Origin of the sequence: Paraburkholderia sp. J69-1 (genome assembly GCF_905220255.1) — a bacterium.
In the GTDB taxonomy this organism is placed as follows: domain Bacteria; phylum Pseudomonadota; class Gammaproteobacteria; order Burkholderiales; family Burkholderiaceae; genus Paraburkholderia.
The window spans coordinates 35,710-57,922 of record NZ_CAJMZG010000023.1 but is presented as its reverse complement, the minus strand read 5'-3'; the positions used below and the strand labels follow the sequence as shown (position 1 = coordinate 57,922).

Genomic DNA, 22,213 nt, shown 5'->3' with positions numbered 1-22,213 from the left:
CCACGCATGTCCACGTCCGGCGGTTATCCGCCTCCCGCCTTGCGCGATTCGCTCGATGCGGATCGTCTGCGCAGCCTGCGCACCCTCACGCACGTGCTCTACGGCCTGTACGCGTTCTACTGGCTAACGGGCGGCGTGACCGTGCTGGTGGCGATCATCATCAACTACCTCAAGCGCGACGAAGCCGCCGGCACGCCGTACGAGCGGCATTTCACCTGGCAGATCCGCACCTTCTGGTACGGGCTGGCGGGACACCTGATCGGCATTGCGCTGTTCGTCGTGGTGATCGGCATTCCAATTCTGTGGGCTGTCGCAATCTGGACGTTGTACCGTATCATCAAAGGCTGGCTGTATCTGCACGACAACAAGCCGCTGGCCGATCCGCGCGCGTGGTTTTGATCCCGCGCCGGGCGCCCGCCTGGGAGCCTCATGAGTCACGACCGCAGCACCTGTCTTTTTTGCAAGATCGCCGACGGCCTGATCCCGAGCACGCGCGTCTATGAAGACGACGAGTTCGTCGCGTTTCGCGACATCCGGCCCGCCGCGCAGACCCACGTGCTGGTGATCCCGCGCGAACATATCTCGACCCTCGCCGATTGCGGTGAAAACGAGGCTCCGCTGCTTGGTAGAATGTTCGTGCTGGTGGCGCGGCTCGCCAGGGATCTGGGCGTGTCGTACACCGGCGGCGATACCGGTTTTCGCACCGTAGTGAATACGGGTCCGGGCGGCGGTCAGGAGGTGTATCACCTGCACGCGCATCTGCTGGCGGGGCCGCGTCCGTGGCAACGCATGGGCTGAACGCCCGGCACGCTCACAGGCGATTCTGAAAAGGCGGCTGAAAGAGGGCAGAATGCCACGCAGCCGAAATACCTTAAAGGCAACATTCCAGACGTGAAGCGCGTTCGTGCGCCAACGTTTTCTCGCTGTGCATGACGCATGGCGTCGGGGTTAAGGAGAGTTTTGATCATGGGTTCGTTGAGCATCTGGCACTGGCTGATCGTGTTGTTGATCGTGGCGCTTGTCTTCGGGACGAAGAAACTGCGCAATATCGGCAGCGATCTGGGCGGTGCGGTGAAGGGCTTCAAGGAAGGCATGCGCGACGGCGAAGAGTCGGGCGCGGATGCGCAAAAGCGCGAATTGCCCAAGACTGGCGACACGGTCGACGTCGACGCCAAGGACAAGACGCCGCGTTCGAACGACTTCCGTTAATCGCGGTTTTGTCGTTTCCCGCTTGTTCTCGCGTGATTCCCGCGTGTTCCTGTTTGTTTCGCTCCAAGGCTGACGGAAAGCTCCATTCATGCTCGATCTGGGTCTAACCAAGATGGCGCTGATCGGCGTCGTCGCGCTGGTCGTTCTCGGACCGGAGCGGCTGCCGCGCGTCGCACGCACGGCGGGCGCCCTGTTCGGCCGCGCGCAGCGCTACATCAACGACGTCAAGGCGGAAGTCACGCGTGAGATCGAACTGGACGAGCTGCGCCGCATGAAGGGCGAGTTCGAACAGGCTGCGCAGAACGTCGAGAAAAACGTTCACGAGAATCTGCGCAAGCACGAAACCGATCTGAACGACGCCTGGAATCAGGGCACCAGCGTTTCGCCCAGCATCGCGGGCGGCGCCGATCCCGCCGATGCTTCCGTGGCTTCGCTCGAAGGCGCGGCATTCAATAGCGCCAGCATCGCCGATGGTTCCAGCGCTAGCGCATGGCGCTCCGGCAACGCCGGCGCCGTCACCGCCAAACGCAAGAACTGGCGCGTCAAGCAAAGCGCGGCGCCGGTCTGGTACAAGCGCGCGACGCTGCGGCGCACGCGCGTGCAGTCGGGTGCCGCGCGCGTCGCGCAGCACACGCCGGCCAGCCTGCGCCGTCCGGTGCGTTTCTTCTGACGTGCCAATGCCCCATTCGAGTTTGAACTTGTCCATCTCCAACCCCCGAGGGCCGGTGTGAGCGACCCCCAACAAAAACAGGACGAGGGCACTGAAGAGACCTTCATCTCGCACCTCGTCGAATTGCGCGACCGCATCATGCGCGCGGGCATTGCCGTGATCGTGGTGTTCGTCGGTCTCGTCTACTGGGCGCCGGATATCTTCAAGCTGCTGGCGCGCCCGCTCATGAACAACTTGCCGAAGGACGGCAAGATGATCGTCACCGACGTCACCGGCTCGTTCTTCGTGCCGATGAAAGTCACGATGCTCGTCGCCTTCGTGATCGCGCTGCCGGTCGTGCTCTACCAGATCTGGGCGTTCGTGGCGCCCGGTCTCTATCAGCACGAGAAGAAGCTGGTCGCGCCGCTGGTGGCGAGCAGCTACACGCTGTTCCTGTGCGGCATGGCCTTCGCGTATTTCGTGGTGTTTCCGACCATCTTCCGCGTGATGGCGCACTACAACGCGCCGCTGGGCGCGGAAATGACCACCGATATCGACAATTACCTGAGCTTCGTGCTGACGATGTTCATCGCGTTCGGCGTGACTTTCGAGGTGCCGATCGTCGTCGTGATTCTCGTGCGCATGGGCCTCGTGACGGTCAAGAAGCTCAAGGAAGTGCGGCCGTATGTGATCGTCGGCGCGTTTATCATCGCGGCCGTCGTGACGCCGCCGGACGTGTTCTCGCAACTGATCCTCGCGCTGCCGCTGATCGTGCTGTACGAACTGGGCATCATCGCTGCGCGAATCTTTATCGGCACCGGCGAGAAAGCGCCGGACGAGAGCGAAGCGACCAGCTGACCGGCACGCCCGGATCGACAAGGAAAAAAGCCCGCGAACAGCGCTGTTCGCGGGCTTTTGTCTTATTGCGTTTGCCGATGAGGGCGGCGGCCTCAACCGCCGTCGTCTTCGCCTTCGCCGTCTTCGTTGGCGGGCTGTTTGGGCGGCGGCGGGCGCTTGCCGATCGTCACGTCGAGGTCCATGTCCTTGTTCTTGCGTACGAGGTGGACCTTGGCGTCGGTGCCCGGTTTGATCTGCGCGATCACGTTCAGCAGGCGCGTGGTGTCGGTGATTTCCTCACCGTTGACGGACAGCAGGATGTCGCCCGGCTTGATGCCGGCCTTGTCCGCCGGGCCGCCTTGCAGCACGCCCGCGACGATCGCGCCCGACTTCTGGTTGATGCCGAACGATTCGGCGATCTCGGGCGTGAGATCCTGCGGTTCGACGCCGATCCAGCCGCGCGTGACCGAACCCGTCGTGATGATGCTTTCCAGCACGCTGCGCGCCGTGGACACCGGAATCGCGAAGCCGATACCCAGCGAGCCGCCCGAGCGCGAGTAGATGGCGGTATTGATGCCGAGCAGGTTGCCGTTCACGTCGACGAGCGCGCCGCCCGAGTTGCCGGGGTTGATCGGCGCATCGGTCTGGATGAAGTTCTCGAAGGTATTGATGCCGAGGTGATTGCGCCCGAGCGCGCTGATGATGCCCATCGTCACCGTCTGGCCCACGCCGAACGGATTGCCGATGGCGAGCACGACGTCGCCCACGCGGGTCTGATCCATGCGGCCGAGCGTGATGGTCGGCAGGTTCGGCAGGTTGATCTTGAGCACCGCGAGGTCGGTTTCCGGGTCGATGCCGATCACCTTCGCATTGGTGGTGCGGCCATCGGACAGGGCGATTTCGATCTGATCCGCGCCGTCGATCACGTGCTGGTTCGTTAGAATGTAACCGTCCGGACTCACAATGACGCCCGAGCCGAGATTCGCCGCAGGCTGTTCCTGCTGCTTGTTGTTCTTGTTGCGATCGCCGAAAAAGTAGCGGAATAGCGGGTCGTTCTGGCGCGGATCGGGCGGCAACGAGCCATCCTTGCTCGAGAACACGTTGACGACCGCGGGCATCGCCTTCTGGGCGGCATCCGCGTAGGAGCCCTGGGCGGAACCGCCGCCGATGCCCGGCGCTACCTCCCGTAGCGCGACGATCGGCTCGGCGAGCTGCTTGCCGAATTGCCCCTGGTGCTGAAGCCATTGCGGCTTGAGCGTCGCGATGATGAACATCAACGCCAGCAGGACCGTCACCGCCTGGGCGAAGAACAGCCAAAAGCGTCTAAGCATCTGAAGATTAGAGGATTATATGGATCGGATCGAACTGGAATTGTATCTGAACAATCTTCTGGAAACCGCGCGGTTCAAGGACTACTGCCCCAATGGCCTGCAGGTGGAAGGCCGGCGGCGCGTGGAGAAGATCGCCACCGGTGTGACCGCTTCGCTGGCTTTTCTCGAAGCCGCGCTGGAATGGGGTGCGGACGCGGTCCTCGTTCACCACGGTTATTTCTGGAAGAACGAAGCGCCGCAGATCACGGGCCGCAAATATCAGCGCCTGAAGACGTTGCTCGCCAACGACCTTAACCTGTTTGCGTATCACCTGCCGCTGGATTGCCACCCGGAACTGGGCAATAACGCGCAGTTGGGCGCGAAATTCGGCTGGAACGGCGAACAACGCTTTGGCGAGCAGAACCTTGGCTGGATGGCCACGCTGCCCATGCCGATCACGCTCGCGCACTTTACCGCCGAGGTCGAACAGACGCTCGGCCGCACGCCGCTGGTGCTGGGCGACCCGGACTGGCAGATTCGCCGCGTGGCGTGGTGCACGGGCGCCGCGCAAAGCCTGTTCGATTCCGCCATCGACGCGGGCGCCGATGTCTTCCTCACCGGCGAGATTTCCGAGCAGACCACCCACACGGCCGCCGAAAGCGGCGTGGCGTTCCTCGCGGCCGGTCATCATGCGACCGAGCGCTTCGGCGTGCAGGCCGTGGGCACGCATCTCTCCGAAGCCTTCGACATCGAACATCTGTTCATCGATATTCATAACCCGGTCTGAGCATCGGGTCCGATGCGGGTTTTAGATTCATCGCGCATAAAAATCGCTTCGCCCGGTCCTTCGTGGCGAAGCGCATTGCGTTTATGTATTCGCCGGGCATTTACAAAAGCAAAAGAAAATGGCCCCGTTTCTTCGGGGAAAACCCCAAGATATCAAGGACTTCGGGCGCTTTCTGGTAACCGCCCCTTGTAAATGGCAACTCCATTCGAGCACACTAGCGTTCGGCAGCACCGCGGGTAAGCAACGGCGTGACGGAAAAATCCAACTCAGAAGTGGGGCGATGTGATGCGAGACAAAGATAATGACCGCGTCGATGGCAGCCGCCGTACCTGGCTGATTGCGACGTCCGTAGCAAGTGGCATAGGAGGCGTTGCCACAGTCGTACCGTTCGTAGGCTCGTTTGCACCATCCGAAAAAGCCCGCGCCGCCGGCGCGCCCGTCGAAGTCGACATCACCGGGCTCGAACCCGGCTCGATGATGACCGTGGCCTGGCGCGGCAAGCCCGTGTGGATTCTCAACCGCACCGACCGCATGATGGCCGACGTCAAGAAGGCCGATCCCGAACTGGCGGACCCGAATTCCGAGCATCCGTTTTCCATGCCGATGCCCGAGTACTGTCAGAACGAATTCCGCTCGCGTCCCGAGCACAAGAACATCCTCGTGGCCGTCGCCGTGTGCACCCATCTGGGCTGTACGCCGACGGCGCGCTTCCAGGAAGGCCCGCAGCCCAACCTGCCCGACGACTGGCCAGGCGGCTTCCTGTGCCCGTGCCACGGCTCCACCTACGATCTTTCCGGCCGCGTGTTCAAGAACAAGCCCGCGCCGCAGAACCTCGACATCCCGCGCTACATGTTCGCGTCGGCGACGACGATCGTGATCGGCAAGGACGAAAAAGGAGAAGCGTGATGGCGACGGGAACCGACAAGGAAGTGGTGGAGGCGTCCGAAGCATCCGGTCTGCAGGGCTGGATCGACAAACGCTTTCCGATGACCGCGACGTGGAAAGCCCACGTCTCCGAGTACTACGCGCCGAAGAACTTCAACTTCTGGTACTTCTTCGGCTCGCTCGCGCTGCTGGTGCTGGTGAACCAGATCGTCACCGGCATTTTCCTCACCATGAACTACAAGCCCGATTCGACGCTCGCGTTCGCATCGGTCGAGTACATCATGCGCGAGGTGCCGTGGGGCTGGCTGATCCGCTACATGCACTCCACGGGCGCGTCGATGTTCTTCGTGGTCGTGTATCTGCACATGTTCCGCGGGCTGCTTTACGGCTCGTACCGCAAGCCGCGCGAACTAGTGTGGATCTTCGGCTGCGCGATCTTCCTGTGCCTGATGGCCGAGGCCTTCTTCGGCTATCTGCTGCCGTGGGGGCAGATGTCGTTCTGGGGCGCGCAGGTGATCGTGAATCTCTTTTCGGCGATTCCTTTCATCGGCCCCGATCTGTCGCTGTGGATTCGCGGCGACTACGTGGTCTCCGACGTCACGCTCAACCGCTTCTTCGCGTTCCACGTGATCGCGATTCCGCTCGTGCTGGTCGGGCTGGTGGTGGCGCATATCGTCGCACTGCACGAAGTGGGGTCGAACAACCCGGACGGCATCGAGATCAAGGAGAAAAAGGACGCGAACGGTATTCCGCTCGACGGCATTCCGTTCCATCCCTATTACTCGGTGCACGACTTCATGGGCGTGTGCATCTTCCTGATGATCTTCGCGGCGATCGTGTTCTTCGCGCCGGAAATGGGCGGCTACTTCCTCGAAGCGAATAACTTCGTGCCCGCCAATCCGTTGCAGACGCCGCCGGAAATCGCGCCGGTCTGGTACTTCACGGCCTTCTACGCGATGCTGCGCGCGACCACCGATCCGTTCAAGATCGTGCTGATGATCGTGATCGGGCTGCTCGGCCTGTTCGCCATCGTGCGGGCGCGGGGCAAGTGGCGCGCGGGTCTGCCGGCGCTGGCGGTGCTGGTGATTCTGGCGATGGCCTTCACCGAGTCGAAATTCTGGGGCGTGGTGGTGATGGGCACAGCGGTGATTTCGCTGTTCTTCCTGCCGTGGCTCGACCGCGCGCCGGTGAAGTCGATCCGCTACCGGCCGCTGTTCCACAAGGTTTTCCTCGGCATCTTCGTGCTTGCCTTCCTGACGCTGGCGTTTCTCGGCACTAAACCGCCTTCGCCGGCGGCCACGCTGATCGCCCAGTTCTGCGCGCTCGTCTACTTCGCGTTTTTCCTCGGCATGCCGTTCTGGACGCCGCTTGGCACCTTCAAGCAGCCGCCCGAACGCGTGCGGTTCAAGCCCCATTAATCTGCGAGCGAGGAAGACATGATGATGAAATTGTTCTTTTCGACGCTCGCCCGGGCGAGCGTCCGGATGGGCCTGACGGTGGCTTGCGCGCTGTCGCTTGGGGTCGGATCTGTGGCGGCTCAGGAAAACATTCCGCTCGACCGCGCACCCGATAACGGCGAAAATCTTGCTTCGCTGCAACACGGCGCGCAATTGTTTGTAAACTATTGCCTGAATTGCCACAGTGCGAATCTGATGCGCTATAGCCGGTTGCAGGATCTCGGCATTCCGCAAAAGCAGATCGAAGATAATCTGTTGTTCACGACGGACAAGGTCGGCAACACGATGTCGGTCGCGATGCGCCCGGACGACGCCAAGGCGTGGTTCGGCGTGCCGCCGCCGGACCTCTCCGTGGAGGCGCGCGCAAAAGGGCGCGACTGGCTGTACACGTATCTGCGCAGCTTCTATCGCGACGACACGCGCCCGACCGGCTGGAACAACATGGTGTTCGAGAACGTAAGCATGCCGCACGTGCTCTGGCAGTTGCAGGGCGTGCGCACGGCGAAGTTCGAAGACACGGTGGATGAAGAAACGGGGGAAAAGGTCCGCCGGTTTGTGGGGTACCAACAGGTCACGCCAGGGAAGCTTTCGCCGGTAGATTATGATTCTGCCGTGGCCGACCTGGTTGCGTACCTCGGCTGGATGTCCGAACCGGAGCAGCGCACCCGCAAGCAGCTTGGCGTCTGGGTGCTTCTGTTTCTCGGCGTCCTGAGCTTTTTCGCGTGGCGATTGAACGCTGCGTACTGGAAAGATATCAAATAGGCACGTCCTGACCGACGTGGGGCCGGTATGACGACACACCGCCTGACAGTCTAGCGACCGTCGGGCGGTGTTTTCGCCCGCTGGCCTTTTGGGTTTATTGAGGAAATGTAAATCATGATGGTTCTGTACTCCGGCACTACCTGCCCGTTCTCCCAGCGCTGCCGGCTGGTGTTGTTCGAAAAGGGCATGGACTTCGAAATCCGCGACGTCGACCTGTTCAATAAACCGGAAGACATCGCAGTGATGAATCCGTATGGTCAGGTGCCGATTCTGGTCGAGCGCGACCTGATTCTGTACGAGTCGAACATCATCAACGAGTATATCGACGAGCGCTTCCCGCATCCGCAACTGATGCCGGCCGACCCGGTCCAGCGCGCCCGCGCGCGCCTGTTCCTGCTCAACTTCGAGAAGGAACTGTTCGTGCACGTGAGCACGCTCGAAAACGAGAAGGGCAAGGCCGCCGAGAAGAACCACGAGAAGGCACGTCTGGCGATCCGCGACCGCCTCACGCAGCTCGCGCCGATCTTCCTGAAGAACAAGTACATGCTGGGCGAAGAGTTCTCGATGCTCGACGTCGCGATCGCGCCGCTGCTGTGGCGTCTGGATCACTATGGCATCGAACTGTCGAAGAACGCCGCGCCGCTGATGAAGTACGCCGAGCGCATCTTCAGCCGTCCGGCCTATATCGAAGCGCTGACGCCGTCGGAAAAGGTGATGCGCCGCTAAGCGGTCACTGTTGCAACAGGAGGCGCGGGTGCCGGCGCGATTCACTGCCGGCGCGCGCTGCCTCTTCTGAGGATTGTTGATGCAAGAGATTTCCACCAAGCCGTATCTGCTGCGTGCGCTGTACGAATGGTGCACGGACAACGGCTTCACGCCGCATATCGCGGTGCGGGTCGACAACCGCACGCGCGTGCCGCGCCAGTTCGTGCGCGACGGCGAGATCGTGCTGAACATCAGCTTCGACGCTACCAGCCAGCTGCAGATGGGCAACGAGATGATCGAGTTTCACGCTCGCTTCTCGGGCAAGTCGCACAAGATCGAAGTGCCGGTGTCGAATGTGCTGGCGATCTACGCGCGCGAGAACGGCCAGGGTATGGCGTTCCCGGTCGAAGCGCCCGCTGGCGACGCCGACGACGTGCTGCCGTCCGCGCAGGACGAGCACGAAGATGTGCCCGCTTCGGCAGTCGAAGCTGCGCCACAGGAGGCCAGCAGCAGCGAAGAGGCCGCATCCGCAGCAGAAAAAGCCGACGATGGTGCAGCAAAGGGCGGTAAGGGTCACCTCAAGATCGTGAAATGAAGTAGAATCACGGGCTACGCCGGCTTAGCTCATCTGGTAGAGCAGTTGATTTGTAATCATCAGGTGGCGGGTTCGAGTCCTGCAGCCGGCACCAAACATCGCGAAAAGGGTTACAGCTAAAAGCTGTAACCCTTTTTTCGTTTTGGCCTGTTTGTCTTTTTGCCTTCGTTTCAGGCGCGGCTGTTTGCGGGCTGCTCGATCAGCGCGATTTCATCGGCGTTCAGTCCGTACGCTGCGTAAAGCATGCGGTCGATGTGGCGGGCGAGCGTTTCGCTTTTTACGTGTTCGCCGGTCTGTGCCAAGCGCATCACTTCATTGACTTGCCTGGCGATGCCCGCGCGCACGTTGGCGTCGTGAGGTACCGGTAGCGCATCGATCATCGCCTTCGTGAACGCCACGCCGCCGTTGTAGCTCGACGCTCCGAAACGCGAGCGCGTGACGAAGGCTGCGAGCGGGCAGTTCAGCACGGCGGCCGCAAATTTCAGCAGGTCTTCGTCGGCCGAACGCAGGATCAGCGTGGTCTTGCCGGGCACGGTATCGCCGCTCAGATCGAGTGTGGCGTGCAACAGCGTGAGGCCTTTCACGATGATCTTTTTCGCCGCGGCTTTGCTGCGATAGCCGTTTGCGAAAGCCGCTTCGAAGTCCGCGCGCGCGACAACCGGCTGCGCGTAGCGGCGGCCCAGATACGTCATCGGTTTGCTGGCCCAGCGCGAGACGTAGCGGCCTAGCGTGCCCGTGTTCACCACGCGATAGTGCTGTGAGGCGTCGAAGTCTGCGCTGGATTCGACCAGCAAAGGCGCAAGCCGATACGCGTCGCCGGTCGCGCAGGCGTTCTCGCAACTGAGCAACGTGCCGAGCGTCGGATGCGCGCGCGCGAGCCGCTGCACAAACGCGTAGTGCGCGCAGAGCAGGGCGTCGAGCGTCCACGGCGCTTCGATTTCGCATTTGTTCACTGTCGCGAGCATTTGAAGCGTTGCGTTTTCCAGGCGAGCCGTTGCGATCGTTTCGCTACCGGCTTTGCGATAGACCGTCACGATCGAATCGACCAGCGCACGCTCGAACACATCGCGGCCCAGCGCGACGATGCGCTCGATTTTGTCGAGATGGCGCGCGCGAAACGCCTCGCCGAAGGGCCGCGCGAGCCATTTGTCCGGCGTGAGATACGCCATCGCGCCGTGCGGCGCCATGAGTGCGACGCCCAGTTCCATGAACGGAATGTAGAGATCCCAGTTGCCGCGTGCGCCCGGCCAGCGTTGCGCGAGCGTTTCGCGCAGCGGCTTCTGGCCGGCGTTGATCATGCGTTCGGAGTCGATATACGGCGGGTTCGCGATGACCGCGTCGAAGCCCGCGAAGCGTCCCTGCGCATCGCACGCCGAGGGGAAGGCGCGGTGCCAGGCGAAGTCGCCGGGCGTGTGGGTGTCGTCGGCGAAACTGGCGAGTACGGCGTTGCCGAGTTTGAGATTGGCGGCGAGGTCCGGCAGTGCGGGAAACTGGCCTGCGCCGTCATAGGTGGCATGGGCGAGCAGTTCGAATGTCAGGCGCAGTCGTGCGAGCTGGAGCGCGTGCGCGTCGATATCCACACCGAACAGATTCTGCTCGACGATGGCGCGTTTTTCGCGATAGAGCGCGGCGTCATTTTCCACGCGTAGGCCGAGCTTCGTCTGGATATCGATTAGCGAATCGAGCGCGGAAACCAGCAGATGCCCGGTGCCGACAGCCGGGTCGCAAATGCGCAGTCCGCTGAGGATCGTGCGCGCTTCGGCATGGTCCGAAATTCGTTCGGATAGCTGATCGAGCGACGTGCAGTGCCAGTTTTTATGGCGATTGAAACGGCCCAATACGGCACGTGTGAGTGCTTCTTCGGTGAGCAGTTTTGCCACGCTTTCGGGCGTGTACCAGGCGCCGTTTTGATAACCGTTGAGCCGCTCGAAAATCAGCCCGAGCGCGGCGGTTTCGCCGTGAAATTCGAAGGCAGCGAAAAAATCGAGCAGATCGCCGATGGGATGCGGCGCCAGTGCGGCGTCGAATGCGGCGAGATCGGCGGAGTCGAACAGGGTGGTTGCGAAACGCGGCAGGTGACGAGAGTGACGCGCAACTTCATCGCCTTGCTCGTCACCGAAGAGTTCGCGGCACAACGCCGTAAGCTCACCGAACGTAGCGATCCGGCTGCTGCTCAGGAAGGCATAAGCCGGGTCGTGCGCATGCAGCGTCAGCAGGCGCGCTTCGAGCAGCTTGAGCAACACGAGGCGGCCGATCCATTCGATGCAAAGCCGCAGCGCGGCGTCGATTGCCGGATCATCGACTGTGCGCTCACGCGCTTCGATGTGCGTGGTCGCGTGTTCGATCAGCGCGTTTGCGTGCCGCTCGCCCGGCGCGTGCCGCACGACGATCGCCGCGCCGCGCTCAATCCGCTCCTGCACGCCCACGATATGCAGCAGTGCCGCATAAAAATCCGCGTCGAGGCCCGCGCGGGACGTGCATGCATTGCGTATGCCTTGCTTGCGCGCGGGTGCGTGGCGCGTCGTCGGATTCGTCTCTGACATATTCTGTTGATGGCGCCATTGCGCGGATTGGCGGTCATTTTACTGGCGAGTGCGCGGCGAATCTGCCTGGCCGTTCGGCTTATGCCATTCGGCTGAGTCGACGTCCGCGCCAGGCTGCGCGATGATGCGCACATGCCTGCACCTGGCCGCAACAGCCGGCCATGACCGTGCTCTGCTATAAGATGGCGCCGCATCGCAGGCGCGCCGTCGCGGCGAGCCTTTTAAGCATCGAGCGTTACGTATCAAGCATCCAGACCTTATGACCGACTTTCCCACCTTGAGCTGGCCCGACACGGACGGCCCGCGCACCGTCCGCTGGCGTTCGGAGGCGGGCGTGCCCGAGCCGAAGCGCGTGGTCGTCGCCGACGATCGCACGACGGCCGACGCCGCCTACCGTCTCGCCTGCGAGGGCACTGCACTGCTGTGGCGCGGCGACTACCAGAACGCGCGGCAACTGCTGCAGGCGATGGCGCGCCGCGCCGAGCGCAAGCCGCGCAAGGGCGAGCCGAAGGCGCCCGCCACGCCGCTCGAGGCGTTTCACCTGCATCGCCAGGCGCAGGCGCAACGTGCGCGCACGCTCGGCATGGTGCTGCTGCCGCTCGAAGGCGATTATTCGATCGCGCTGCGCCGCGCACCCGACGTCAAGCTGGCCTGCGAAGAGGCGTGGGGCGCGCCGGACGGCGAGCCGTCCGCTGTCTCGCTGCGCGAAGTGCTCGGCCTGATCGGCGCGCACGAGTGGCGCAGGAAGGGCGTGCCGATTCCCGCGCTCGGCGGGGCGCACGTGCATCCTTACTACGGCGTGTTTTCGCCGGTGCGCGGCGAATATCTCGATCTGATTGGGCGTGTGCCGTTGCCGGCTGCCGCGGTCGAAAAAGCGTTCGACATCGGCACGGGTACGGGCGTGATCTCCGCCGTGCTCGCGCAGCGCGGCGTGAAGCACATCGTCGCCACGGATCAGGACGCGCGCGCGCTGGCATGCGCGCGCGAGAATCTGGACATGCTCGGCGTGGGCAAGCAGGTCGAGGTATTGGAAGCCGATCTGTTTCCGTCCGGCCGTGCGCCGCTCGTGGTCTGCAATCCGCCGTGGGTGCCGGCGCGGCCCGCGTCGCCCATCGAATATGCGGTGTTCGATCCCGATAGCCGCATGCTGCGCGGTTTCCTCGGCGGGCTTAAGGATCATCTGGAGCCGGGCGGCGAAGGCTGGCTGATCCTGTCCGATTTCGCGGAGCATCTGGGCCTGCGCACGCGCGACGAACTGCTGGACATGATCGGGCAAGCGGGTCTGGACGTGGCGGGGCGCGAGGATATCCGTCCGCGCCATCCCAAGGCGAGCGATCCCAACGATCCGCTTCATCGCGCACGCGCGGCCGAAATCACATCGCTGTGGCGACTGAAGGTGCGCAGCGCCTGAACTCGTGAACGTCTGAACGCCTGAACGTCTGGGCGGAGGAAAGCGCAAACGCCGCCGTGTGGAACGGCGGCGCGAAGAAAGGTGAGCGGTATAAGCGCACGGACCGACCTCGGAATCGGGAGTGCGCTTTGTCCTTCTAAACGGCGGGCGTGGCGCCCGCCGGTCACTCATCGATGCTCAGCCCGCATCAACCGGGATAAGCCTCGTCCACACGCAAGCCGGCGAGCTTGAAAATCACCCGCAGCGTTTGTGGCTTGATGTCCCGCCGCGCAGCCAGCGCGGACATCACGAAATCGAGCACTTTGGCGTACTTCAGCAGGATCAGACAGGCTTCCAGATCCGAAGCGCCATCGCGCATATCTTCGGCTAGCCGCAGCATCTCGACCGAGATGTCGCGTGCCATTTCCAGTTCCAGTTGTTGCTTTTCCGTCCACTCGGGTACCTCTACGAGCCTGGCCAGCATTTCCTGGAATTTTTGCTCAGCGTTACCGTCGGGTATTGTGTTCATTGCATGCCCCATGCAAGGTCGCGCAGCACCGTGCGCTCGTGCGCAAGCGGAATCTGCGTCGTACCTGATTTATCGCGCCCGGCCAACCCGGTGCGATCTCCCATGCGCGCTTTCCCGATACTTTGCCGGTCGGTCGCGCCCCAAAAACGGTCCTTTCTGAACATCGGCGCGCGCAGTCATACCGCCTGGCGACGGCGTGCCGTGTCTCTTTTAATCAACCCCTCCCTGCCGTCCGGACGTGGGTCAGCGTGCCGGACGCTCCAACTATCAGATGAATGGCTCGCTCGGGCTGGCGGCCTCTTCCTGCTTTTTCCGTAAAATGACAGATATATTTGCGTCGTTCCGTCGCCTGCCGCACGTTTCCCGGCAAAAGACCCTTTTCTTTTTAAGCCGCCCCGATGTCCAGTAAGACTTACGAAATCCGTCCTAACCAGTCGATCGAGCTTCTCAAGGAGCTCCATATCCTCACGCGTGACGGAAAGATGAACCAGGACAGCCGCCGCAAGCTGAAGCAGGTCTATCACCTGTTCCAGTTCATCGAGCCGCTGCTCAAAGACGTCAAGCAGGATGGCCGCGACGTGACGCTTGTCGATCATGGTGCGGGCAAGTCCTACCTTGGTTTTATTCTCTACGATCTCTTTTTCAAGGAACTGCGCGACAAGTCGCATATCTTCGGCATTGAGACGCGCGATGAACTCGTTCAGCGGTCTCGCGAACTCGCGCAGCGACTTGGCTTCGAAGGGATGTCGTTTTTGAATCTCTCGGTCGCCGATTCGATCACGTCGAAGGCGCTGCCCGAGACGGTCGATATCGTGACGGCGTTGCACGCCTGCGATACCGCCACCGACGACGCGCTGCATTTCGCGCTCAGGAAAAAGGCGCGCCATATCGTCGTGGTGCCGTGCTGTCAGGCGGAAGTGGCGGGCGTGTTGCGGCGGAACAAGGGCAAGTCGCTCGGCCAGGCGCTCACGGAAATCTGGCGCCATCCGCTGCATACGCGCGAGTTCGGCAGCCAGATCACCAATGTGCTGCGCTGCCTGCAACTGGAAGCGCACGGCTACCAGGTGAGCGTGACCGAGCTGGTGGGCTGGGAGCACTCGATGAAGAACGAGCTGATCATCGCCCAGTACAAGAACCTGCCGCGTCGCCGGCCGACCGAGCGGCTCAACGAAATCCTCGATACCTTCGGGCTGGCGGAGTTGCGCGAACGCTTCTTCTCCGATGAAGGCGAGGCCGCGGCAGAAGCGGGCTAAACGTAGCCCGCTCTAAACGCGAATAGTGATGCGCGTGTAGCGCTGGCGTTAGTCTTCGCCGCGCTTCGCCATCCATTCGCGCCAGCCGTCCAGACCCAGACGGCGCAGCGTTTCCTGATTGCGTTCGTAGATGTCGGCGGCGTCCGGGAAGGCATCCACGGCGCGCTCGATGCTGTCTTCGCGCAGCAGATGCAGGATCGGATACGGCGCGCGGTTCGTGTAGTTTTCGATATCGTCGGGACCCGTACCTTCGAACTGATATTGCGGATGGAAGCTGGCGATCTGCAGCGTGCCGTCCAGACGCAACTGGCCAAGCAGCAGATCGGCGAAATGCAGTGCGTCGTTGTATTCGAGGAAGTCGGCCAGTGCGTGCGGCACGATCAGCAGCGTCGTGTCGATTTCGGCTGGGTCCGTATCGGCGAGCGTGCGCAGTTCGGTTTCGAGATCGGTTAGTACACCTTCCAGATCGGTCGCCTCGCTGATTGCGTAGCGGATCTGGCCCTTCACGTGGACGCTTTTCGCAAACGGGCAGAGATTCAGGCCGATGACGGCGCGCGTGAGCCAGTGGCGCGTGGCGTCGATGATGTCGGCGTGATCGGGCGAGGGGGAGGCGGCGGTATCGTTCATGGCCGCGATTCTACTCGCGGGTGCTCGCGCGGTTACGCCGCGAGATCAATCGTCCTGCCGCACGCCGCTTCGATCAGCAGCTTCGCTACGCGCGGCGCGGCGAGGATCGGTCCGCAGCCGGGGCCGTAGGTCTGGCTCGCGGCGTAGACGCCTTCGACCAGCAGCGCCAGTTCGTCCGCGAGCGATGCCGGGTCGCCCGCCTGGGCTGCGCGCGCCATCTCGTTCAGGCGCGCCATCAGCCGGGTTTTATTGTCGATGACGCTGCGGCGTGCCGGATGCTCGACGTCGGGAAACTCGGCGGCGACGTTCACGAACGGGCAGCCGCGATACTCGGGCGTCGATGCGCGTTGCGCCAGATCCACGAAACACTGCAACAACTGCTTCGCGGCGTCGCCGGGATGTTTGGCGACGCTCGCCTCGAAGCGCTCGAAGAAACGCACATCGCAGCGCTTCAGATACGCCACCACCAGATCGTCTTTCGACGAAAACTGCCGGTACAGGCTCATCTTGTTCACGCCCGCGCGCTCGACCACGGCTTCCACGCCGACGGCGCGTACGCCCTCCTGATAGAACAATTCGTCGGCGGCAAGCAGCAGTTGCTCCTGCGCGCGCGGGCCGGCCGTCTGTGTGCGGGCGGGCGTGCTCGAAGCAGTGGTGGCGGAATCGGGGCGCTTGGCCATGGCGGGCATCTCGTCATCAGGGTTACGCTTGACATGTTACCGAGCGGTCACTACTATCGCAACACACTTGTGACCGATCGGTAACAATCCGCGGCTGATGTACTGTGGCGAATGGCGGACGAGATCGGCCCGACACCAATCAGGAGCAGGGATGAACTGGGCAGCGAGAATGGCCGGCGGGCGTTTCCACTATGGATGGCTCGTCGTGGCGGTGGTGTTCCTCGTGCTGCTGGCGGCGGCCGGCACGCGCGCGACGCCGAGCGTGATGATGGTGCCGCTCGAGCATCAGTTCGGCTGGAGCCGGGCGACGATTTCGCTGGCGATTTCGGTCAACATCGCGCTTTACGGCCTGATGGGCCCGTTCGCGGCGGCGGCGATGCAGCGCTTCGGCGTGCGGCCCACACTGCTCGTGGCGCTCGGCACGATGGCGGCGGGCGTGGCGCTGTCTTCGCTGATGACGCATCCGTGGCAGATGATCCTGATCTGGGGCGTCATGGTTGGCGGCGCGACGGGCGTGGCGGCGCTGTCGCTCTCGGCCACCATCGTCACGCGCTGGTTCACCACGCACCGTGGTCTCGCGATGGGCATCCTCACCGCAAGCTCGGCCACGGGCCAGCTGGTGTTCCTGCCGTTCCTCGCCGCCATCGCCGAAAAGCACGGCTGGCAGATGGTCGTGCTGGTGGTGGCGATCGCCGCCGCCGTGGTGCTGCCGCTGGTAGCGTTCCTGTTGCCGGAGCGCCCGGCCAGCGTCGACCTGCGCCCGTTCGGCGAGCCGCACGACGCGCCCATCGTCCCGCCTGCGCCGCAGCAGAATCCGCTCACGCTCGCGTTCGGTGCGCTGGCATCGGCCAGCCGCACGCGCGACTTCTGGCTGCTGTTCTTCAGCTTCTTCATTTGCGGTGCGAGCACCAACGGTTACGTGGGCACGCACCTGATCGCCATGTGCGGCGATTACGGCATGACGGAAGTGCAGGGCGCTTCGCTGCTCGCGACCATGGGCATTTTCGATCTGTTCGGCACGACGCTTTCGGGCTGGCTCTCGGACCGCTTCAATAGCCGCGTGCTGCTGTTCTGGTACTACGGGCTGCGCGGGCTTTCGCTGATCTATCTGCCGCACGCCTTCGGCATCGACTTTTTCGGTCTGCCGATCTTCGCCGTGTTCTACGGCCTCGACTGGATCGCGACCGTGCCGCCGACGGTGCGCCTCGCCACCGATGTGTTCGGCAAGGAGCGCGCGCCCATCATCTTCGGCTGGGTGGTGGCGGGTCACCAGCTGGGCGCGGCGTTCGCGGCATTCGGCGCCGGGCTGCTGCGGTCGAGTCTGGGCACCTACACGGTGGCGTCGATGATTTCGGGCGGGTTGTGCCTGATCGCTTCGTTCCTGGTGCTGCGCATCAATCGCCGCGCGCGTGAAGTGGGCGTGCAGGCGGCTTGAGACGCTTTGCGTCGAGGTTGCGGCGTCCACATCGTATTCGATGCTTGAGCGCGTTTTGTGCAGCGCGGGTATGCTGATGGCCCCGGGCGAGCGCCCGCTATCCTCAAGGACAGACAAGGCATGACGAAGCAAAAACCCGCACCGACAGCCGTGCCCATCCACGAATTGATCGCCGGCCGCTGGAGCCCGCGCGCCTACTCGAACGAGCCGGTCTCGCGCGAGGCGCTGCATGCGGTGATCGAGGCTGCGCGCTGGGCGCCGTCGGGCTACAACCTGCAGCCGTGGCGCTTCATCGTGTTCGATCGCACGGCCGACGAAGCCGCGTTCAAGCGCGCCTTCGGTACGCTCGTGCCGTTCAACCAGCAGTGGAACGCGCCCGCGCCCATCCTGATCGCGGTGACGGCGCAAACGCTCAACGCGAAGGGCGAGACCAACCGCACGGCGCAGTACGATGCGGGCGCGGCGGCCATGTCGCTGGTGCTGCAGGCGCATGCGCTCGGTCTGGCCGCGCACCAGATGAGCGGCTTCGACGTGAACGCCTTCCGCAAGGAGTTCGCCCTGCCGAACGACGTGGAACCGCTCGCGATCATTTCGATCGGCCACTACGGCGAGATCGAAAAGCTCGAACCGGTGCTGCGCGACCGCGAAAAGGCAGAGCGCACGCGTTCGGCCGTCGGCGAGATTGCCTACGCGAACGCATGGAAGCAACCGTTCAAGGGCTGACCGGTCCAAAGCGATAAAACAGGACGCGCGGATGATCCGCGCGTTTGCGCTTACAGGGCCGCATCAGGGCCCTGCGGTTGCCCCGCGCCGCGCTTTCGTGATACAAAGCCGGTCCTCCCAGCCTTCCTCATCGCGCGCGCCTTGTGCCGTGCGTCATTGCCATGACCCCGTTTTGCGCGATCGACTTCGGTACTTCCAATTCGGCCGTGGCGCTGCCAGGCGCCGCTTCCGGCGATGCCATGCGGCTCGCGCCCGTGGAAGGCGCGCACACCACGTTGCCGACTTCGGTGTTCTTCAACACCGACGAGCACACGCGTGAATTCGGCCGCGCTGCGCTCACCGCTTATATCGACGGTTTCGACGGGCGCCTGATGCGCTCGATGAAGAGCATTCTCGGTTCGCCGCTGGCGGAAAGCACTACCGATCTCGGCGACGGTAGCGCGATGCGCTATACGGAAATCATCGCGATCTTCCTCGATCACCTCAAGCGCAGCGCCGAGCGTTGCGCCGGCGCGCCAATCACGCGCGCGGTGCTGGGCCGCCCGGTGTTTTTCGTCGACGAAGATCCGCGCGCCGACAAGCTCGCTCAGGATCAGCTCGAAGCGGCGGCGCGCACGGTCGGTTTCAAGGAAATCCAGTTTCAGTACGAGCCGATTGCGGCGGCATTCGACTATGAATCGCGTCTGACGGAAGAAGGGCTGGTGCTGGTGGCCGACATCGGCGGCGGTACGTCGGACTTTTCGCTGGTGCGCGTCGGGCCGCAGCGCATGACGCGTCTGGAGCGCAAGGACGACGTGCTCGCACACCACGGCGTGCACGTGGCCGGCACGGACTTCGACCGCCGCGTGGAACTGGCGACGATCCTGCGTGAACTCGGCTATCAGGCGCTCGACCCGGAGGGCCGCGAACTGCCGAACCGCGTCTATTTCGATCTGGCCACCTGGCATTTGATCAACACGGTTTACACGCCCAAGCGCGCGACCGAACTCAAGCTCATGCGCCATCTGTATACGGATACCGCGCAGCACGACCGTCTGCTGCGCGTGGTCGACTGGCGTCTGGGTCACGCGCTGGCGGCGCGGGCGGAAGAGGCGAAGATCGGCGTGTCGGCGGGCGGCGAAACGATGATCGATCTGGAGCAGGTGGAAACCGATCTGCGACTTGCCTTCGACGATGCGCAACTGGTCGAGGCCGGCCGCGAAGAAACGCGCCGCATCGTTCAGGCCGCGCGCGACACGGTGCAGGCAGCCGGTGTGGCGCCTGCGTCGGTGAACGCGCTGTATTTCACGGGCGGCTCGACGGGTCTGCTGTTCCTGACCCAGGCGCTCGCCGATGCATTCCCGCATGCGCAAGCCGTGTTCGGCGACCGTCTCGCCAGCGTGGCGACGGGTCTGGGCATTCACGCGAAGCGCCTGTACGGCTAAACGTCAGGCAGAAAGTGGGGGGGGCGCAAAATGCGCAGGCGACAAAAAACCCCACTTTCAAAGAGAAGAGTGGGGTTTTTCTGTAAGCTTGCCAGTCAGGACCAGAGGTAAATCCTGACAGTCAAAGACGGTATTTAGACCGGCTTGATGTTCGCAGCTTGCTTGCCCTTCGGGCCCGTACGCACTTCGAATTGAACCTTTTGGTTCTCTTGCAGCGTCTTGAAGCCGTCGATCTTGATTTCCGAGAAGTGCGCGAACAGATCTTCGCCACCGCCGTCCGGCGTGATGAAGCCAAAGCCCTTAGCGTCATTGAACCACTTGACGGTACCGGTTTCCATATTACTTTCCTAAAAATGAATGAACAAAGAGGTGCCGAAAATCAAGGAAGGGGTATGGGACCAACCGGAGTACCGTTGATGGGCGAACTACGAAAGACCTATTCACACTCGCCGCTTGAAATCCTGCCCGAACTTTATACGGCTTATTGATTAACAGGTCAACTAGGACCCAGGGAATCTCCATATATTTTTACCCTGGGGTCGAAACAAAGTCTTACAAAGCTTGCTAAGTTGCTGTTTTTTTTGTAGTGGCAGAAGATTTTCGGCGCCTTTTGGCGGTGCAACCGTTAAACTACGCGCCGCGCATGAGTTGCGCCTACGGGCGCAATCGACATCGCGCGCAGGTGCGACTGCCGCTGGAACCCCGCCCGCACAACAGACGGGGCATGCGGTGTTGAACTGCTCTTGATACAGGAGAAGACGTGAAAAGTTCTATTCAACGGAACATCGGCCCGTTCGCGCTGATGTTTACCGGCCTCGGGTCGATCATCGGCTCGGGCTGGCTGTTCGGCGCATGGAAAGCCGCCAAGATCGCGGGTCCCGCCGCGGTCTGCGCGTGGGTGATCGGGGCCGTGGTCATTCTGGCCATTGCACTCACTTATGCCGAACTCGGCGCGATGTTCCCGGAATCGGGCGGTATGGTCCGCTACGCCCGTTACTCGCACGGCGCACTGGTGGGTTTCATCAGCGCATGGGCGAACTGGATCGCCATCGTTTCGGTGATTCCGATCGAAGCCGAAGCCTCCATCCAATACATGAGCACCTGGCCCTATCCGTGGGCACACGCGCTGTTCGTCGACGGATCATTGACCCATTCCGGGTTGTTCCTGTCGGCGCTGCTCGTGATCGTGTACTTCATGCTGAACTACTGGGGCGTGAAGCTGTTCGCGCGCGCCAATAGCGCCATCACGATTTTCAAGTTCATCATCCCGGGTCTGACGATCATCGGCCTGATGACGACGGGTTTCCACCACGAGAACTTCGGCGAGGCGACCACGTTCGCGCCTTATGGCTGGTCGGCAGTGTTCACGGCAGTCGCGACCAGCGGCATCGTGTTCGCGTTCAACGGTTTCCAGAGCCCGATCAACCTCGCGGGCGAAGCGCGTAATCCGTCGAAGAGCATTCCGTTCGCGGTGATCGGTTCGATCGTCTGCGCACTGGTGATCTACGTGCTGCTGCAGGTGGCGTACATCGGCGCGGTCGATCCGGCTGAAGTGGCGAAGGGCTGGAACCTGTTCAACTTCAAGTCGCCGTTCGCGGAACTCGCGATCGCGCTGAACCTGAACTGGCTGGCGATCCTGCTGTATGTGGACGCGTTCGTGAGCCCGAGCGGCACCGGCACGACCTACATGGCAACGACCTCGCGCATGATCTACGCGATGGAGCGCAACAACACGATGCCGGCGATGTTCGGCAACGTGCACCCGTTCTACGGCGTGCCGCGCCAGGCGATGTGGTTCAACCTGGTCATCTCGTTCATCTTCATGTTCTTCTTCCGCGGCTGGAGCTCGCTGGCAGCGGTGATTTCGGTTGCGACCGTGATCTCGTACCTGACCGGCCCGATCAGCCTGATGGCGCTCAAGCGCGCTGCGACGGATATCGAGCGCCCGCTGTCGGTGCCGTTCATGAAGGTCATCGCGCCGTTCGCCTTCGTCTGCGCATCGATGATCCTGTACTGGGCCAAGTGGCCGCTGACGGGCGAAATCATTCTGCTGATGGTTGTCGCGCTGCCGGTGTACTTCTACTTCCAGGCCAAGCAAGGCTTCGGCGGCTGGGGCCAGGATCTGAAGGCTGCATGGTGGCTGTGCGCCTACCTGCCGACGATGGCCGTGCTCTCGCTGATCGGCAGCAAGCAGTTCGGCGGTCACGACCTGATTCCCTACGGCTGGGACATGCTGGTCGTCGCGATCATCTCGCTGGGCTTCTACTTCTGGGGCGTGAATTCGGGTTACCGCACGCCGTATCTGGAAGAGCGCAAGGAACACGACGAAGTGCTCGAAGGCATCGGCGCGCACTAAGCAACGCTAGCGCATCGAGCCAACAAAAAGCCCGCCTGAAGCGATTCAGGCGGGCTT

Annotated in this window: 23 protein-coding genes and 1 tRNA gene; 18 read left to right on the top strand and 6 right to left on the bottom strand. The window is 62.7% G+C overall.

Going from position 1 to position 22,213, the window contains the following annotated elements; genetic code table 11:
- Window positions 1-6 precede the first annotated feature (6 nt).
- From U5A67_RS32350 to tatC, 5 genes are all read left to right on the top strand, one after another.
- Window positions 7-399, top strand: coding sequence for a DUF4870 family protein (locus U5A67_RS32350; RefSeq protein WP_205987154.1), 393 nt, complete (start codon window positions 7-9; stop codon window positions 397-399).
- A gap of 30 nt (window positions 400-429) precedes the next feature.
- A complete protein-coding gene (locus U5A67_RS32345) occupies window positions 430-798 on the top strand; it encodes a histidine triad nucleotide-binding protein (RefSeq protein ID WP_205987155.1) in 369 nt (122 codons plus the stop codon).
- Between the two features lie 168 nt (window positions 799-966).
- Window positions 967-1,209 carry a Sec-independent protein translocase subunit TatA gene (tatA, locus tag U5A67_RS32340; RefSeq protein WP_205987156.1) on the top strand — a complete coding sequence of 81 codons (243 nt, stop codon included), beginning with the start codon at window positions 967-969 and terminating at the stop codon, window positions 1,207-1,209.
- 88 nt (window positions 1,210-1,297) lie between these two features.
- Window positions 1,298-1,879: a Sec-independent protein translocase protein TatB gene (tatB, locus tag U5A67_RS32335; protein WP_205987157.1), complete on the top strand. Its 582-nt coding sequence runs from the start codon at window positions 1,298-1,300 to the stop codon at window positions 1,877-1,879.
- Window positions 1,880-1,936: 57 nt separating this feature from the next.
- A complete protein-coding gene (gene tatC / locus U5A67_RS32330; protein WP_205987158.1) occupies window positions 1,937-2,716 on the top strand; it encodes a twin-arginine translocase subunit TatC in 780 nt (259 codons plus the stop codon).
- Between the two features lie 92 nt (window positions 2,717-2,808).
- Here the strand turns inward: tatC and U5A67_RS32325 are convergent, their stop codons facing one another.
- The gene (locus U5A67_RS32325) at window positions 2,809-4,026 is read right to left on the bottom strand and encodes a Do family serine endopeptidase (protein ID WP_205987159.1); all 1,218 of its coding nucleotides are present in this window, start codon (window positions 4,024-4,026) and stop codon (window positions 2,809-2,811) included.
- Window positions 4,027-4,045: 19 nt separating this feature from the next.
- On the opposite strand from U5A67_RS32325, the gene U5A67_RS32320 reads away from it, so the two are divergent.
- The 7 genes from U5A67_RS32320 (at window position 4,046) to U5A67_RS32290 (ending at window position 9,290) form a co-directional block, all read left to right on the top strand.
- On the top strand, window positions 4,046-4,792 hold the full coding sequence (locus U5A67_RS32320) for a Nif3-like dinuclear metal center hexameric protein (RefSeq protein ID WP_205987160.1): 747 nt from the start codon (window positions 4,046-4,048) through the stop codon (window positions 4,790-4,792).
- Between the two features lie 285 nt (window positions 4,793-5,077).
- The gene (gene petA, locus U5A67_RS32315; RefSeq protein ID WP_205987161.1) at window positions 5,078-5,698 is read left to right on the top strand and encodes a ubiquinol-cytochrome c reductase iron-sulfur subunit; all 621 of its coding nucleotides are present in this window, start codon (window positions 5,078-5,080) and stop codon (window positions 5,696-5,698) included.
- Window positions 5,698-7,095 carry a cytochrome b gene (locus U5A67_RS32310; protein WP_205987162.1) on the top strand — a complete coding sequence of 466 codons (1,398 nt, stop codon included), beginning with the start codon at window positions 5,698-5,700 and terminating at the stop codon, window positions 7,093-7,095. Before petA ends, U5A67_RS32310 begins: the two co-directional genes overlap by 1 nt.
- Window positions 7,096-7,119: 24 nt before the next feature.
- Window positions 7,120-7,896: a cytochrome c1 gene (locus U5A67_RS32305; RefSeq protein WP_321817589.1), complete on the top strand. Its 777-nt coding sequence runs from the start codon at window positions 7,120-7,122 to the stop codon at window positions 7,894-7,896.
- Window positions 7,897-8,010: 114 nt separating this feature from the next.
- Entirely contained in the window at window positions 8,011-8,622 is a 612-nt protein-coding gene (locus U5A67_RS32300; RefSeq protein WP_027797364.1) for a glutathione S-transferase N-terminal domain-containing protein, read from the top strand.
- Window positions 8,623-8,701: 79 nt separating this feature from the next.
- Window positions 8,702-9,196 (top strand): ClpXP protease specificity-enhancing factor, encoded by a 495-nt coding sequence (locus tag U5A67_RS32295; protein WP_321817564.1) that lies wholly within the window; start codon window positions 8,702-8,704, stop codon window positions 9,194-9,196.
- Between the two features lie 18 nt (window positions 9,197-9,214).
- Window positions 9,215-9,290: transfer RNA gene (locus U5A67_RS32290), tRNA-Thr, on the top strand.
- Between the two features lie 76 nt (window positions 9,291-9,366).
- Here U5A67_RS32290 and U5A67_RS32285 read toward each other — a convergent pair.
- Window positions 9,367-11,739, bottom strand: a complete 2,373-nt coding sequence (locus tag U5A67_RS32285) for an Eco57I restriction-modification methylase domain-containing protein (RefSeq protein ID WP_321817563.1) — start codon at window positions 11,737-11,739, stop codon at window positions 9,367-9,369.
- A gap of 259 nt (window positions 11,740-11,998) precedes the next feature.
- Between U5A67_RS32285 and U5A67_RS32280 the strand changes: the two genes are divergently transcribed.
- Window positions 11,999-13,150 carry a class I SAM-dependent methyltransferase gene (locus tag U5A67_RS32280; RefSeq protein ID WP_321817562.1) on the top strand — a complete coding sequence of 384 codons (1,152 nt, stop codon included), beginning with the start codon at window positions 11,999-12,001 and terminating at the stop codon, window positions 13,148-13,150.
- Window positions 13,151-13,337: 187 nt separating this feature from the next.
- Here U5A67_RS32280 and U5A67_RS32275 read toward each other — a convergent pair whose 3' ends face one another.
- Window positions 13,338-13,658 (bottom strand): DNA-binding protein, encoded by a 321-nt coding sequence (locus U5A67_RS32275; RefSeq protein ID WP_205987166.1) that lies wholly within the window; start codon window positions 13,656-13,658, stop codon window positions 13,338-13,340.
- 398 nt (window positions 13,659-14,056) lie between these two features.
- Here U5A67_RS32275 and U5A67_RS32270 point away from each other — a divergent pair, with 398 nt between their 5' ends.
- Entirely contained in the window at window positions 14,057-14,911 is an 855-nt protein-coding gene (locus U5A67_RS32270; protein ID WP_205987167.1) for a class I SAM-dependent methyltransferase, read from the top strand.
- Between the two features lie 48 nt (window positions 14,912-14,959).
- Here U5A67_RS32270 and U5A67_RS32265 read toward each other — a convergent pair whose 3' ends face one another.
- Both U5A67_RS32265 and U5A67_RS32260 read right to left on the bottom strand, forming a co-directional pair.
- Entirely contained in the window at window positions 14,960-15,538 is a 579-nt protein-coding gene (locus U5A67_RS32265; protein WP_321817561.1) for a DUF1415 domain-containing protein, read from the bottom strand.
- Between the two features lie 32 nt (window positions 15,539-15,570).
- Window positions 15,571-16,218 carry a TetR/AcrR family transcriptional regulator gene (locus U5A67_RS32260; protein WP_321817560.1) on the bottom strand — a complete coding sequence of 216 codons (648 nt, stop codon included), beginning with the start codon at window positions 16,216-16,218 and terminating at the stop codon, window positions 15,571-15,573.
- Between the two features lie 151 nt (window positions 16,219-16,369).
- On the opposite strand from U5A67_RS32260, the gene U5A67_RS32255 reads away from it, so the two are divergent.
- The 3 genes from U5A67_RS32255 to U5A67_RS32245 all read left to right on the top strand — a co-directional run bounded on the left by U5A67_RS32255 (window position 16,370) and on the right by U5A67_RS32245 (window position 19,800).
- Window positions 16,370-17,653, top strand: a complete 1,284-nt coding sequence (locus tag U5A67_RS32255) for an MFS transporter (RefSeq protein ID WP_321817559.1) — start codon at window positions 16,370-16,372, stop codon at window positions 17,651-17,653.
- Between the two features lie 120 nt (window positions 17,654-17,773).
- The gene (locus tag U5A67_RS32250; protein WP_205987171.1) at window positions 17,774-18,376 is read left to right on the top strand and encodes a nitroreductase family protein; all 603 of its coding nucleotides are present in this window, start codon (window positions 17,774-17,776) and stop codon (window positions 18,374-18,376) included.
- Between the two features lie 161 nt (window positions 18,377-18,537).
- On the top strand, window positions 18,538-19,800 hold the full coding sequence (locus tag U5A67_RS32245; RefSeq protein WP_321817558.1) for an Hsp70 family protein: 1,263 nt from the start codon (window positions 18,538-18,540) through the stop codon (window positions 19,798-19,800).
- A gap of 134 nt (window positions 19,801-19,934) precedes the next feature.
- Here the strand turns inward: U5A67_RS32245 and U5A67_RS32240 are convergent, their stop codons facing one another.
- Window positions 19,935-20,138 (bottom strand): cold-shock protein, encoded by a 204-nt coding sequence (locus tag U5A67_RS32240; protein WP_027819263.1) that lies wholly within the window; start codon window positions 20,136-20,138, stop codon window positions 19,935-19,937.
- A gap of 422 nt (window positions 20,139-20,560) precedes the next feature.
- Between U5A67_RS32240 and U5A67_RS32235 the strand changes: the two genes are divergently transcribed.
- Complete coding sequence (locus tag U5A67_RS32235; RefSeq protein ID WP_205987173.1) at window positions 20,561-22,156, top strand: APC family permease; 1,596 nt, start codon at window positions 20,561-20,563, stop codon at window positions 22,154-22,156.
- Window positions 22,157-22,213 lie beyond the last annotated feature (57 nt).